Annotated in this window: 13 protein-coding genes; 7 read left to right on the top strand and 6 right to left on the bottom strand. The window is 53.2% G+C overall.

Going from position 1 to position 14,803, the window contains the following annotated elements; translation table 11 throughout:
* Positions 1-11: 11 nt before the first annotated feature.
* The 4 genes from EHT25_RS09115 to EHT25_RS09100 all read left to right on the top strand — a co-directional run bounded on the left by EHT25_RS09115 (position 12) and on the right by EHT25_RS09100 (position 5,491).
* Complete coding sequence (locus EHT25_RS09115) at positions 12-1,451, top strand: RagB/SusD family nutrient uptake outer membrane protein (protein ID WP_124873661.1); 1,440 nt, start codon at positions 12-14, stop codon at positions 1,449-1,451.
* A gap of 114 nt (positions 1,452-1,565) precedes the next feature.
* Complete coding sequence (locus EHT25_RS09110) at positions 1,566-2,978, top strand: FAD-dependent oxidoreductase (protein ID WP_124873659.1); 1,413 nt, start codon at positions 1,566-1,568, stop codon at positions 2,976-2,978.
* A gap of 51 nt (positions 2,979-3,029) precedes the next feature.
* Positions 3,030-3,806: an alpha/beta hydrolase gene (locus EHT25_RS09105; protein ID WP_185731320.1), complete on the top strand. Its 777-nt coding sequence runs from the start codon at positions 3,030-3,032 to the stop codon at positions 3,804-3,806.
* Positions 3,803-5,491 carry a NosD domain-containing protein gene (locus EHT25_RS09100; RefSeq protein WP_124873655.1) on the top strand — a complete coding sequence of 563 codons (1,689 nt, stop codon included), beginning with the start codon at positions 3,803-3,805 and terminating at the stop codon, positions 5,489-5,491. The genes EHT25_RS09105 and EHT25_RS09100 overlap by 4 nt, the downstream gene beginning before the upstream one ends.
* Before the next feature lie 4 nt (positions 5,492-5,495).
* On the opposite strand, the gene EHT25_RS09095 is transcribed toward EHT25_RS09100, so the two are convergent.
* Positions 5,496-6,383, bottom strand: a complete 888-nt coding sequence (locus EHT25_RS09095; protein ID WP_124873653.1) for a DUF6528 family protein — start codon at positions 6,381-6,383, stop codon at positions 5,496-5,498.
* Positions 6,384-6,499: 116 nt separating this feature from the next.
* Between EHT25_RS09095 and EHT25_RS09090 the strand changes: the two genes are divergently transcribed.
* Both EHT25_RS09090 and EHT25_RS09085 read left to right on the top strand, forming a co-directional pair.
* Complete coding sequence (locus EHT25_RS09090; RefSeq protein WP_124873651.1) at positions 6,500-6,949, top strand: DinB family protein; 450 nt, start codon at positions 6,500-6,502, stop codon at positions 6,947-6,949.
* Between the two features lie 128 nt (positions 6,950-7,077).
* Entirely contained in the window at positions 7,078-7,467 is a 390-nt protein-coding gene (locus tag EHT25_RS09085) for a hypothetical protein (protein WP_124873649.1), read from the top strand.
* 101 nt (positions 7,468-7,568) lie between these two features.
* Here the strand turns inward: EHT25_RS09085 and EHT25_RS09080 are convergent, their stop codons facing one another.
* The 5 genes from EHT25_RS09080 to msrB form a co-directional block, all read right to left on the bottom strand.
* Entirely contained in the window at positions 7,569-8,204 is a 636-nt protein-coding gene (locus EHT25_RS09080) for a gluconate 2-dehydrogenase subunit 3 family protein (protein WP_124873647.1), read from the bottom strand.
* Between the two features lie 195 nt (positions 8,205-8,399).
* Positions 8,400-10,145, bottom strand: coding sequence for a GMC oxidoreductase (locus tag EHT25_RS09075; protein WP_124873645.1), 1,746 nt, complete (start codon positions 10,143-10,145; stop codon positions 8,400-8,402).
* Between the two features lie 133 nt (positions 10,146-10,278).
* The gene (locus EHT25_RS09070) at positions 10,279-10,752 is read right to left on the bottom strand and encodes a hypothetical protein (RefSeq protein WP_124873643.1); all 474 of its coding nucleotides are present in this window, start codon (positions 10,750-10,752) and stop codon (positions 10,279-10,281) included.
* A gap of 261 nt (positions 10,753-11,013) precedes the next feature.
* Positions 11,014-12,294, bottom strand: coding sequence for a D-alanyl-D-alanine carboxypeptidase/D-alanyl-D-alanine-endopeptidase (locus EHT25_RS09065; RefSeq protein WP_124873641.1), 1,281 nt, complete (start codon positions 12,292-12,294; stop codon positions 11,014-11,016).
* 79 nt (positions 12,295-12,373) lie between these two features.
* Positions 12,374-12,769, bottom strand: a complete 396-nt coding sequence (gene msrB / locus EHT25_RS09060; protein ID WP_124873639.1) for a peptide-methionine (R)-S-oxide reductase MsrB — start codon at positions 12,767-12,769, stop codon at positions 12,374-12,376.
* 114 nt (positions 12,770-12,883) lie between these two features.
* Here msrB and EHT25_RS09055 point away from each other — a divergent pair, with 114 nt between their 5' ends.
* Positions 12,884-14,803: a RecQ family ATP-dependent DNA helicase gene (locus tag EHT25_RS09055; RefSeq protein ID WP_124873637.1), complete on the top strand. Its 1,920-nt coding sequence runs from the start codon at positions 12,884-12,886 to the stop codon at positions 14,801-14,803.

The following is a 14,803-nucleotide window of genomic DNA, read 5'->3' as shown; positions in this document are numbered from 1 at the left end:
CGTCCTAAACCATGAAACTCCGTACGATTTGTCTGCTTGGCGTCATTCTACTAGCTTCGGTCAGTTGCGAGCAGATTCTGGAAGAAACGCCCAAAAGTTTTTTTGAGGAAGGAAACGCCTTCCAAACCGGCAAGGACGCTACCTCGGCTATCAACGGCGTTTATAACCGGCTGCGAAGTGTTTATAACATGAGCTGGTTTCACCTGTCCGACGTCAGTGGCGAAGAGCTCGAAGCGAATCCGGTTCTGGCCGAAGCCCGCGATATTGATTTAAACCGCTACACTTCGGGTACCACCATTTTCGACGGTTTTTATACCAACTCCTACATCCTCATCGACCGGGCCAATCGGGTGATTGCCAACGTGCCCGCCATCGCGATGGACGCTAAATTACGGGATCAGATCGTTGGGGAAGCCCGGTTTCTGCGGGCGCTGGTGTATTTCAACCTCGTGCGAACCTTCGGCGACGTGCCGCTGGTGACGAGTCCGACCACGGATGTGACCAACGTACAACGCCCGCGCGACGAAACGGAGAAAGTCTATCAGCAAGTTATTCAGGATCTGAAAGAGGCCGAAGCGGTTTTGCCCGCGAAGTATACCGTTGTGGCCGAAATTGGCCGGGCCACTTCTGGAGCAGCCAAAGCCATGCTGGCGAAAGTGTATCTGACCCGGAAAGACTGGACGAACGCGGCCGCTAAAGCCAAAGAAGTCATCGACTCCAAAGCCTACAGCCTGGTACCCAATTACAAGGATATTTTTCCGCCCGAAAAGAAAAACGGCCCGGAGCACATTTTCTCGGTTCAATTCAGCTGCGTGCTGAACACCTACGGAAGCCCGATGGCTGAAGCCTTTGCCATGGTCTTCACGTATCCCGTTCAGCAGGCCGGTGGTTTTTTATACGTTACGCCGTACCACATCAAAACCTACTTGCCCGGCGATGCGCGGCAGGAAATCAACGTAGTGACCGAGAAAAAGAACATCGCGACGGGCGCCATCATCAAACCCGGGGCCGACCAGGGACCCGCAAACGACAAATACTGGGATTCTGCGCCCTGTGGCCGCTCGCAGGCTCGGAATAACTTCATGGTCATTCGCTACGCCGACGTATTGCTGATGTACGCCGAAGCCCTCAACGAACTGAATGGCCCGGGTACCGACGCCTATGCCGCCATCAACCAGATCCGGGCGCGGGCACGAAACGGCGTTGCGACGGCCGAACCACAGGATTTGAAAGGACTCACGCAAGCGCAGTTCCGCGATGCGGTTTTGCAGGAACGAAGCTGGGAACTGTGTTTTGAAGGCCATCGCCGGTGGGATTTACTGCGGACGGGCAAGTTTCTCGAAACCCTCCAGAAAGCCGGAATTCCCGTCGCCGAGAAAAACCTGCTCTATCCCATTCCCCAAAACGAAATCGATGTTAACCCGGCTCTCAAACAGAATCCGGGGTATTAATTAGTTTAGAGTTTATGGTTTAAAATGGATAGCTTAAAAGCGCGTATTGTATTTATTACCAGCGACTTTACTATTGGAACCATAAACTTTAAACCATAAACCTTCAACTGATTTATGGCTTCTTCCAAGAATACGCGTCGCGAGTTTGTCAAAAATACCGTAGCGGCAACGGGCACGTTAACGCTTGCCACCCCCTTGCTGTCGACCCATTCGTCGTTGTCGCGGCTACCGCTGAAAACCGTAAAAACCGAGGTGCTGGTGTGCGGGGGCGGCTGTGCCGGTATTGCTGCGGCCTTGGCATCGGCCCGGAGCGGGGCCAAAACCGTTCTGGTCGAACGGGCCGGTTTTGCCGGTGGCATCATCACCTGCGTCGGGCTGCCTTATTTCGACGGACTCATCGATAAGCCAACGGGGCGGTTTGTCACCTTCGGGATTGTTGCCGAATTTCTCCAGAAAATGGGCGTCGCCAAACCCGGTGCCAAACACATCGACGATTGCCGACCCGATTTGATTACAAAATACTGGGGCTCAGTCCTGATCGATAACACCGAACAGTTCAAGGTGTTGTGCGACGACCTGATTCAGCAGCAATCGGACCACTTGAGCGTGTTGTATCACACCACGGTTTGCGATACGGAGGTGAAAGATGGCCGGATTTCGGCGGTGATGATTGCCAACAAAGATGGCATTACGCGCATCGAAGCCAAACAGGTCATCGACTGTACGGGCGATGCGGACGTAGCCACCTGGTCGGGAGCACCGGTTGAAAAAACCACCCCGCTCATGCCGTTAACGCTGCATTTTCGGATCGGAAATGTGAAACGAAATCCCGAAATGACCGAAGCCGCCAAGCAGGAAATGATCAAAGCCAATCAGCGCGGTGAGTTGCCGTTGTTTTACGGTCCGGGGCTCATTTTCGCTTTTGCCAAAGACGAAGCGTACGTTCACGCGGTGCGGGTGGCGGCCGATGCGAGCAATGCTGCCGACCTCACCCGCGCCGAAATGCAGGGGCGAAAAGATGCCTGGACGATGTTCAGCCACTGGAAAAAGTCCGTACCCGGTTTTGAAGACAGTTATTTCATCACCAGCGGACCGTACATCGGGGTGCGCGAAAGCCGGCGGATTATCGGACAACACGTTCTGTCGGTAGACGATTTACGAATAACCCGCCAGCATGCCGACGCGGTGGCAACTGGCTGCTGGTTTGTCGATATTCACCCGAATAAAATTACGACGGACAAGCCTTTTGCGGGTTCCGGTTTTCAGCCCAAACCGTACGACATTTCGTACCGTTCGCTGGTTCCGCAGAAATTATCCAACCTGCTGGTGGCCGGGCGTTGCCATTCTGCCAGCGCCGACGCGGCTGCGTCCTCGCGGGTGACGGCCACGGCGATGGTATTGGGCGAAGCCGCCGGAACGGCTGCCGCACTGGCCGTCAAAGCCCGAACCGAAGTGGCGCTTTTCGACGGCGTAAAAGTGCGCGAACGGCTGGCGCAGCGGGGAGCCGGACCTTTTTCGGAAGTGTAAAGGCGTATGATGTATTATTGGCTAATTTTTGCTTTACCGGTTTTCGGGGAATTGGCGAAACCGAACGCGGTTTCTTCGCCGGATGATGTGCTAATTAAAGAATACCGGTTTTTCTGCAAAGCTCTCGGTCGGGAAGTACCTTACTCGCTCTTTTTACCGAAGTCCGAAGGGAGTCGGCGGGATAGTTTCCCGGTTTTATTGTTGCTGCACGGCGACGGGCGAACGCACCGCACCATCGCCGACGATTCGGTTTGCCGTCGGGAAATTCTGAAACGGAATTTTGCCATTATCTTCCCCAACGGCGACCGCTCCTGGTATCTGGACAGTAAAACCGATCGAAAAAGTCATTATCAATCGATGCTGCGGGAATTATTGGACCATGTCCGGTCAAGGTTTCCGGTTTACAAATCTTCGCGGTATACCGGTATTTGCGGGTGGAGCATGGGCGGTTTTGGGGCGGTTCATTTTGCGGAAACGTTTCCGGAGGAAATAGGAGCAGTGGCCACCACAATTGGCCTGCTCGATTACCCGAATCCGCAATTACCCGCCGATCAGAACTATCCGGTTTCGGCGGTTTTTGGTACGGATACAACGGATTGGGCGCGGGTGAACTGCCGGAACAACGCAGCGGTTTTACGCGGCAAACACCTGTTATTCATTGCCGGAACGCAGGCATTTGATTACCGAATGAACCAGAATTTTCACCGGAAGCTACAACAATTTCCCATTGACCATACGTATCTTGAACTCGACGGAAAACATGATTTTGAGATGGTGCGGAAATCGATTCCCTTGCTCCTTGATTTTTTCCAGAAAAACCTCCCATGAGACTCCTGCTTAACCTGCTTTTTTGCCTGCATCTGACCCTTCACGTTCTGGGACAATCGTTTAATCTGAGTACGTACAAACCCGTCGCCGATGGCAAAACCGATGACAGCCCGGCCTTCCGACGGCTTTTTGCCGATGTGGCCAAAGCCGGGGGCGGAACTGTCACCATTCCGGTCGGAAATTACTTTCTGAAAGGCGAGACGCCCATCCCGGTTTCGGCCCATACCACCGTTTCGGCCTACGGTGCGCGGTTTTACCTGCCGAAGACGCTGGGCGATAAAGCCCGTATTGTCGTCTTTTCCGGGATTGATATTCAGGACTTTTCGTGGTTCGGCGGTTATTTCGAGGGGTATTGTTTCGACCACCGCAACCCGCCCAACACCTGGGAGCCGAACGTAACCACCCGCATGATCGTGATTACAACGTCGGCCACCGGGAAAACCGACAATTTGCTGTTTCGGGATATTCAGTCCAGCAAGGTTGCGGGCGCCGTTATCACCGTGCAGGGGCTACACCGGGAAGGCTCAGAATCGGAGGTGCAGAACTTTGCCACCAACGTAACCGTCGAAAATTGTACACTCCTGAACAGCGGTAAATTCATGTGGGATTACGGCCTGCTGTGGCAAATCCTGGTCTGGCCGGAAGATTATTCGTCTACCGATCAGGCGATGGCCCAAAAATACTTCCGGAATGACCTGATCCGTTCCGGCGTCAGTCTGGCCGATGGCACCACGCAGGTGCGGTTTGCCAACACCCAGCAACCGATTCCGGTCAGCAAACAGGACTCCCCCCACCACGTGGTTTGTTTTTACGGGGACAAATTGCCCGCCAACATCCGACGCGGCCGCAAGTATTACGTAGTGGCCTCCGCGGCCGATCACATCCAGGTCAGTGAAACATTTGGCGGAAAACCGCTTGTTTTTTCGGGCTCTGCCGGACCCGAAACCAAATTAATATATAACCTACAATCGGCCTTTTCGGCCTTGTACGCACCCGTTGGGGCCGGATCGGGCAAAGGCTGTATCGATCTGATGGCCTGCAAAAACACCCGCATTACGGGTTGCAAGATTTCGGCGCTGGGCGACGCCATGCACATTCACAGCAGCCACAACAACGTGTTTGCCAATAATCAGATTCTGGGTGCAAGAATGGGGGCTTTTTTCCTGGCCGAATACTGCAAAAACTCCACCATTACGGGCAATACCGTCGATGGTACCAATGGGTCGCGGGTTGTCAGTATCGAACGGTCGAACGAAGACGTGACAGTTATCGGCAATACGTTTCGTAACGGCGGACGGGGTAGCTGGATCAATCAGCCAAAAAACCTCATCATTCAGGGGAATATTTTCATCAATAACACCACCAAATGCGAACACGATCCGTGGCGCGGTCGGCGAAGTTTTCATACCGGCGAATGGGAAACTTATTCGGAAATGTATTTCACGACTTATGAGCCTGATGGGCGCTATGGCCCTATCATTCTGCGCGACAACATTTTCGTGACCGGCCCGGAAGCCAAAAGCGTGATTGAATTTTACCCCAAAGGCTTCGATATTCTGGTGGAAGGCAATTTTTTCAGAGGGAATACTTCCACGATTCTGGTCGGCGAAAACACCGATGTTACGGTGGGGCAAAACAAGGGTGGAACGGTTCAGAAAGTGGTTCAGTCCGGCCCATCTCATTAGCCGGTTACCGCCGAAACCAGCGGGCTTTATACACCTTCATAGTCGGAAAACTCAGCGCGTGAACCGGATTCTGAAACCGCACGTGGAATGTCCACCAACTTTCTTCCGGAACCGTGTAAATGAACTGACCGGAGCGATCCTGCCCGACGCTTTTGGTGTGCGGAGCTTCCGTAAAACCGGGTATTTTGGTAAACGTGTGGGCGTTCAGATCGAACTGCCAGGCACCGGTCGTTTCGGTCAGAAACAGGCGATCACCGTCCAGCGTCGGCTGCAAATCATGGCCGCTGTTGCCCGGAATTTTCCATTCCTGCACGTGTTTCAGGGATTTTTGACCGGTTGTAATCAGTTTGTATTCCCGCAAAACCGTTAAGCCGAGCGCGAACAGGCTTTGGCGTTTTTCATCCCAAACCACGCCGTGCGCCGAAAACAGGCTGTCGCTGTAGAGCGGTTTTTCGGGTTGCCGACGGTCGAACAGCATAATCCGGTTGCCCTCTTTGTGCGTAGAAGCCGCAGCCGCGATCAGATCGCCGGGCAGCAACTCGATGGAATGCGCGTTGGGCACACTGGCGACAAAAAGCACTTTTTTGTCCTTGCGGTTCAGGATGGCAATGGCCCCGCCCGACGACGAAACCAGGATCTGCTCACCTCCCCGAATGGCTTTGCAATCGTCCATGGTGTTGAATTTCTTCGTGCGGAATTCCGCCGGCAAATCCATTGCTTCGTGCGCATCCCAGTTCCAGACGACGTGCGGAATGCTGTCTTTGCCGTTTTTATAATCCACCAGCAACACTTGGCTGTCGCCACAAACCAGCAGTAGTTTTTCTGCCGCCGACTGGGCAAAACCCGCAAACGAACCAACCGTCAGCGCAATGAACGCAATGATTCCTTTCATATCTTCGCAAGGATAAAAAATCGGGTACTTCCCCTTATTCCGGCAGCGCCCGTTGCCGCTCTTAATCCATAAAAGTGGCGATTACGAGCGGTTTACTGTCGAAAACACTTCCTTCCATGCTACAAACGCTAAAATCGCTCTTCACCCGGGATCTCAAAAAACTGAGACGTGAAATTGAGCTTTACCAGGACGAAGCAAAAATCTGGATTGCCGCCCCGGGCATTACCAACCCGGCGGGGAACCTGTGTCTGCATCTGGTCGGCAATCTGAATACGTACATTGGAGCGGTTTTGGGCCAGTCGGGCTACGTTAGAAACCGCGAACTTGAGTTTTTGCTTCGCAATGTTCCCCGAAGTGAGTTGCTTCAGAAAGTGGACGATACGCTTGATGTCGTCTTAACTTCCCTGAATAAAATGACCGAAGAGCAGCTTCCGGAAGAATATCCGATGCTGGTATTTGAAGAAAAAACCTCCACCGAATACTTTCTGACCCACCTGACCACCCATTTAACCTACCATCTCGGCCAGATCAATTACCACCGCCGATTGCTGGACAGAAAGCCGTAAATGCTTTTTCCTTTTATCCAACTATTTAGCCTTATGTAAAAATTTATCCCTCGGTAGTGCATAACCATGTACCTTGCAATACAAACTAGACTCAACTTTACAAACAGTTCAACAAAAACAACAATTCTATGAAACCGTCCCATTTTCTACTGGCCTTTTGCCTGCTTGTCAGCCTGGTCGTTATTACGAAGGCCGTCGTTGCGCCCAAATCAGGCCGTACGTCATTCAGCGTGAAAGAATCGGACAATTCGTATCAGATTTCGGCGACATACGATCCGGATAAAACCCGGAAAGTACAGCATTATCTGGATGAATACCTGACCCGAAGTGGAGACGCTTCTTTCAAGAATGCGCAAATCGACGCCACCATGACGTTGAACGACAAGACGATTTTTTACATCAAATCGTCGCCCGGTAACCTGCTCATCAAATTCGATAAGAAACGGAATCCTGAAAAAGCGCTGGGCCGGTTTAAAAAACTGGCGGAGAAATTAAGGGAATTATTGACTGACAAATAACCGGTCCCGGTTTTGCACCCTTATTCATTTTATTAAAAACCACAACGGGCAGCTACAAAACCGGTTTTCGTGGCTGCCCGTTGCGTACATGATCGACCGACTTACTTCTTCGGTTCGTCGTAGCTCAGTCCGTACTGTTTCAGCACATCTTCCGGCACACCGTCCCACTTATTCGGCGTATTGCCCACGTAGCCCAGGTCGTCGATGCCCATTTTGCTGGTGTAAAAACCGCCCAGCACGAAGTTGCGCATCATCGTGAAAAAGGCCACGCCCTGCGTCATGTCGGACGGCACCTGTTTGCCAGGATAAGCAATCTGCTCCACCATGTCAATTTGCTGTTCCTTGGTACACTTCGCAAACGGATTCCCGTAGCGGCTGACGCATTTTCGGTCGAGCCAGCGCAGTCCCCCGCGCATCGGCGTCTGGCTCCGGGGCTGGTCGCGCATCATGAAATCGATAAAAGCCGGGACACCCGCCTGCGACGCGCTCCCCGATTTGGCATCCGCCGGAATGATGATGTCGCTCAGCACGGTAACGGTTTGCAATTCCGCCGGGGTAAAAAACTTCTCGGATGCAAGCAATTTGGCATCGCGTTCAGCCTCAAATTTCTGCCGCCCGGGCAGCAGTTTAACGGCGGGTTTGGGTTCTGGTGGCTCGGGAACAGCGGCTTCGACTGGTCCGACCGCCATACCAAATGACGCGACCGATATAGCTTTAAGTGTATCTCTGCGTTTCATGTCATTGAAAAGAGTTAATGTCGCGTAGCGACTTAATGTTTGTAGCCTAAAGTCTTCTCTGTTTCTTGTGGTCGCGTAGCGATCAAACCAATTAGCTTGGATGTTAGGTCGCTACGCGACCACAAGACCTTACTATTTCTCCTTTTTCTACAAACATTAGGTCGCTACGCGACCAGGAAGACGACTCAAACGTTTTCAAATATTCTTTTTCTTCACCTGATCGATCAAGTATTCGCTCGTGCGCATGGATGCGGCCAGGATGGTCCAGGTGACGTTTTTGTCGCCCTGGGTTACGAAGGGAGCCGCATCGACCACGAACAGATTCTTGACGTCATGGGCCTGCTGAAATTTGTTCAGGGCCGACTTGCCGGGGTCGTTGCCCATCCGGACCGTACCGACTTCGTGGATGATCCGGCCGGGAGCGGCCAACCCGTAGTTCTGCTCTTTGCCCGGTTTGTTGCCCGTCGGCATTCCGCCCATTGCTTCGATAATCTGCTCAAACGTGTCCTGCATGTGCTTCGCCTGTTTGATCTCGTTGTCGGACCATTTGTAGTGAAACCGCAGCGTCGGAATCCCGTATTTATCGACCGTGTTCGGATCAATTTCGCAGTAATTGCTCTCCAGCGGAATCGGTTCGCCCCGGCCCGACATGCTGACGTAGGCCCCGTAAAACCGGCGCATATCGTCTTTCAAACCGGCGCCGTATCCCCCGGCGGGTTTCATTTTGCCGTCGCGCCCGGGAATTTTCCCGTTCAGGGCTTCAATACCGCCCCCAAAACCGTAGCCCGGCATGCCCATGCCACCGCCGTATTCGATGTGGTAGCCGCGCGGGAAATCGAGTTTGCTGTTGTCGAGCCACCAGGGCGTAAAAACGTGCATCCCGCCCACGCCGTCTTCGTTGTAGCGTTTCCGGTCCATCAGCGCGGGCACAAAACCGGAGCGCGACGCCCCCGTCGAATCGTTCAGGTATTTGCCCACCACACCACTTGAATTGGCCAGACCGTTCGGGAAACGGGCCGATTTGGAGTTCAGCAGCAGCCGCGCCGATTCGCAGGTGCTGGCGCCGAGAATGACGGTTTTGGCGTAGACCGACATTTCCTGCATGCTGATCGTATCGACGTAGGAAACGCCCGTTGCCAGACCGGTTTTGGCGTCGGTCAGCACTTCCCGCACCATCGCGTTGTTTTGCAGCGTCAGATTACCGGTTTTTACCGCCGGAATACACAGCACCGACGAGGATGAGAAATCGGCGTAGGCCGAACAGCCCCGATTGCACTGACGGCAGTAAAAGCACTGCCCGCGTTCTTTGTTAATCGGTTGCGTCAGAATCGATAAGCGTGACGGAATCACCGGAATACCAATACCGGTCGCGGCTTTTTTGAGCATCAGCTCGTGCAAACGCGGTTTCGGTGGCGGCAGAAAATGGCCGTCGGGTTCGTTGTGTATATTTTCGACCGACCCAAAAACCCCGATCAGTTTATCGACCCGATCGTAGAACGGTTTCATGTCGTCGTAAGTAATCGGCCAGTCGTCGCCGATACCGGAAAGGGTTTTCCGTCGGAAATCGTCGGGACCAAACCGCATTGAAATCCGGCCCCAGTGATTGGTGCGTCCGCCCAGCATCCGGGAACGGAACCAGAAGAAATCGCCACCCGGTTTGGAGGAATACGGTTCGCCTTCAATTTCCCAGCCGCCCCAGGCCGCGTCGAAATCGCCACCCGCCCGCGTGGTGCTGGCCCCGCGACGGGGTGATTCATAGGGCCACTTGAGCTGCGTCATGTACTTTGGGTCGGCCGGGTCGAAATAGCCACCGGCTTCGAGCAGCAGCACTTTAGCCCCGGCTTTGGTCAGCATGTAAGCTGCCATACCGCCCCCCGCGCCCGACCCGACAACGATGGCGTCGTAAACCGTTGGGGCTTTTTTAATCTGAAAAAGGTCCATGCAATGAGAGTTAGGAAGTAGTCGGAACGTACTGTACAGTAAAAACTTACACCCTAAAAAGCCGTCGGGGCACATCAACTACTGATGCGCCCCGACGGCTTTTGGTATTCGTTTGTGACACTCGCTGTATGACTTACAAGGTGTCCGCGTGATCGCGTTTGTTGGCAGGTTCGACGGAGCCCGCAATTTGCACGGGAATGGCGATGACCGGCTTGCCGTCCATCATTTTCAAGTCCCAGAGGGCAATGGATTCGTGCGGAATTTTCAGTTTGCCCAGCTCAGTAATCAGCTCGTTATACGACTTCTGATTCAGGCTTTTCATGCTCTGCAGGTCCGCCGGTTTCAGGATTGCCAGCGTTTCCGTCAGCGTCAGTCGGCCCACCTCGGCCAGGTTGCAGATTTTCCGACGTCGAACGATGGAATAAAACGTCATCCGGGTCTGCACTCGCAGCGGTATTTGGTCCAGCGTAATGGCGGGAATTTCGCTAAGAATCTGTTTTCGGCGCTGAATTTCACTTTCCAGAAACGACTGCAACCGGATCAGCTCCGCCCCGGAAACCGTTGTGATTTTCTGGCGTAATCGTTCAAGATTGAAGTCCTCCTGCATGTGCAAACGTAAGAAACGGTGGGGTTCAGAACCGCGATGCACCCTGAAACTGGTTACGCGGTTTGACATACAAAAGTAGTTCCCGTTGCTTTCGTTTTCAACGGGAAAACCCCGTTTTTTTGAAGAAATTTACCGTTTTTGATTGAGCAGAACTATCGGACACGCCCTTGTCTTACTTTTTGGAAAGGAAAGTAACTGTTGTCAGACATCATTTTTATAGCCACCGCTGACAGGGTCTATTGGGCTGCTGTCAGCGGTGGCTCAGTATTTTTGGTAAATTTTCGTCAGAAAGGCCGCCGTCCGGTTCCGCATGTCCGAAACCGATCCGGCAAAATTGTTATTCATCAGACTGAACAGCAGCAACTTGCCTTTTTTCGTGATCAGATAACCGCTCAGATTGTAGACGCCGGTCATCGAGCCGGATTTGGCAAACACAAACGGCCGATCGGTTTTGTAAACTCGCTGAATCGTGCCTGTCGAGCCGCCGATCGCCAGCAATTGAAACAATCGTTCCTGCGGAACCTTGCGGTAAATTTTCTGCAGCAAACTAATAATCGACCGTGGCGTAACCAGATTATAGCGCGATAAGCCCGACCCATCGACCCACAAAGGCTTATCTGGCAAATCCGCCAGGTGGGTTTTCAATATGGTTTGAATGCCGACCGTTGTATTGAGCGTATCCTGCATCGACGAGCAGAGCAACATCAGGTGTTCGGCCAAAGTATTGTCGCTGACCTGTAACATTCGTTTGTAAAGCGAATCGGCGGGCTGGCTGTAGAGTGTTTTGGCCGCACGATCGAACCGGATGGGGGCCGTCGAAACCGTCCGGTGCAGCGTGTCGCTTAATAAACGCGCGGCCAGTTCGGGCGACCAGCGGAACGGAACATCCTGCATAAAAGGGCGAATGGCCGCGGGCCGGTCGAAGCGGTTGCTGTTCTCGTCGCGCTGAATGCTTTTTGAAAACTTCCGTGCAGAAACCGCTGACAAGCTGTCCCGAAAAAACCGGGGTTCGACGTCCAGACGCGCCACACGGTCGGGCGAAATGAAACGGACGAAGTTACCGTAGAGCGGCAGCGGCACCACTTCGGCGGAATAATCGTCGTTGAAATCATCCCACGCCCAACCAGGGCCCAGGCGTGAGCCGCTGAAATTAGCCGGTGAAAAAACCAGTTTTTCGGGTCGATTTCGCAAAAACCGCAAAACCGTCGTGTCGGGCTGGTTTTGGTTGAGTAAGAGTGGATCGCCGGTTCCCCAGAAGACCAGCGAATCCGCGCGGGTAAGGTAGCGCAACGCCGGAATCGAATCGCCCAGCGTAACCAATCCGGCGTAAAAACTGAAAAGTTTGGTGTTGGACGCGGGCGTAAAATAGTGGCTGGCGTTGTGCTGAACGACCATTTCCTGTCTCTCCCAATCGTAAAGCGCAAAACCAATGGCGTGGTCGGTCAGTTGGGGATTTTGACGGAGTTCGCGCTGGAGCGGGCGATAGGTTGCGCAACCGGACAAAAATACGAAAAGGAGCAGGGGATAGATGAAGGATCTCATATCCCAAAATACGGTTTTTTGCCGTATCAAAAGCGAAAACCGCCCGAACCGATGCGATTTGGGCGGTTTTTCTAAAAACTTATTCCGGTTTTAATTTTAACGCGACGGAATTCAGACAGTAGCGCATGCCCGAAGGCCGGGGTCCGTCGTTGAAAACGTGGCCGAGGTGCGCATCGCAAACCGCACACAACACTTCCACGCGTACCATTCCGTAGCTGTAATCGTTTTCGAGCTTGACCAATTCCGGGTCGATCGGATCGGTAAAACTGGGCCAGCCCGTGCCGGAATCGAACTTTTGTTTGGACTCAAAGAGGTCGGTGCCGCAGCAAATGCACTGGTAAATGCCGGGGTCGTGGCTCTGGCAGTATTCGCCCGTAAAAGCCCGTTCGGTTCCTTTTTGGCGCGTCACCCGGTATTGTTCCGGCGTCAGTTGCTGACGCCATTCTTCGTCGGTTTTAATGACTTTCGTGATCATGGTTTTTGATTGGTCGTAAGCAAAATTGTCGTCCGAAAACACCAAAAGTCATCGGGCGAAAGTTCTCTTACAAGCGTAAACTAATTTGGGATTGATTTATCTTTACTGTCGGTTATGACCATCCACCAAATTCTTAAACAATTCTGGGGGTACGAGTCGTTCCGGCCCTTGCAGGAGGATATTATTCGCTCCGTACTCGGTCGGCAGGATACACTCGTGCTGCTGCCAACCGGTGGCGGCAAATCACTTTGTTTCCAGCTTCCGGCCCTGGCCATCGACGGCGTTTGCCTCGTCATAACGCCCCTGATTGCTCTGATGAAAGATCAGATCGAGCAGTTGCGCCGACGCGGGATTCCGGCGGTGGCGATTTATTCCGGCATGCACTGGCGGGAAATCGACCGGGCGCTCGACAATTGCATTTACGGCAACATCAAGTTTCTCTACGTTTCGCCCGAGCGGCTCCAGACCGAATTATTGATTGAACGGGTCAAGCAGATGAAAGTGAGTTTGCTGGCTGTCGACGAAGCACACTGTATTTCGGCCTGGGGCTACGATTTTCGCCCTCCTTACCTCCAGATTGCGGTTTTTCGTGAGTTATTAAAAGGTGTTCCGGTGGTTGCGCTGACGGCTTCGGCTACGCCGGAAGTACAGCGCGATATCGTCGAAAAACTGGAAATGCGGCAACCGCAGGTGTTTCGGCAAACGTTTGCCCGCAAGAATTTATCGTATTCTGCGTTCTACGAAGAGAATAAGGAAGCCCGCTTGCTGAAAGTGTTGCAGGGCGTTCCGGGTTCGGCGATTGTGTACGTGCGGAGTCGGCGGCAAACGCAGGATCTGGCCGAATGGCTGCACCACCAGAACATCCGCGCCGATTATTACCACGCCGGTTTGACGGCGAAACAACGCTCGGATAAACAGGATTCCTGGATTCATAACCGGATACGGGTAATTGTGGCAACGAATGCGTTTGGGATGGGAATCGATAAACCGGATGTCCGGACGGTGGTTCACCTCGATGTACCCGATAGCCTGGAAGCCTATTACCAGGAAGCCGGGCGCGCGGGGCGCGACGAGAAAAAGGCGTATGCGGTTTTGCTCTATAACCACAAAGACCTGAGCGACATCGAACAGCGGGTGATCCAGCAATACCAGCCGGTCGAAATGCTCAAACGGGTGTATCAGGCGCTGGCAAATTATGCCAATCTGGCGGTCGGCGGGGGGGAATTTCTGGACATCGATTTCGACCTGAACGCCTTTTGTCAGGCGTTTCAATTACCGGTTACGGATACGCATTACGCCCTGAAACAGTTGCAGTTAGAGGGTTTTATCGAATTGAGCGAAGCGTATTTCAGCCCGTCGAAAGTGATGATTGCGGTGGATAACCGGGCGTTGTACGAATTTCAGGTCATGAATCCGCATTACGACGCCTTTCTGAAGTTGTTATTGCGAATTTACGGCGGTGAATTGTTTACCACGTTCGTCAGCATTTCGGAAAGTTCGATTGCCAAAACCACGCGGATGCCGGAAAATGAGGTGCTGGCTTTGCTGGAACAACTGACGCAGCGGTCGATTCTGATTTACGAAAAACAAAAGGATAAACCGCAGCTGACGTTTCTGACCCCGCGTTTCGATGCCCGAAATCTGCCCATCGACGTCATGGCACTGGAGCGGAGCAAACAGCGGAATCTGGCAAAAGTGCGGGCAATGGTCGACTACGTTCAGAACCCGGTGCAGTGCCGGACGCGGTTGCTACAGGCCTATTTTGGCGAAGAACCGGGCGAAGCCTGCGGTATTTGCGACCATTGTTTACGGCAACAGTCGAATTCGCTGGACAGCATTGCGCTCCGGCAACGAATTTTTCAATACCTCGATGCCACCAACGGGCAGGGACTTGCGCCCCGCCAGTTGGCCGACCAACTGAATCTGACTCCCGAGCGGCTGGGCGACGTTATCCGGCACATGCTGGCTGATGAGCAACTGCGCATCGATGCTGCCGGAAATTTGCACACAAGAAGCACAATGAATCAACGATAA

The sequence above is a fragment of the Larkinella rosea genome (assembly GCF_003858635.1).
GTDB classification, from domain to species: domain Bacteria; phylum Bacteroidota; class Bacteroidia; order Cytophagales; family Spirosomataceae; genus Larkinella; species Larkinella rosea.
This window is presented reverse-complemented; position numbering and strand designations above follow the sequence as displayed.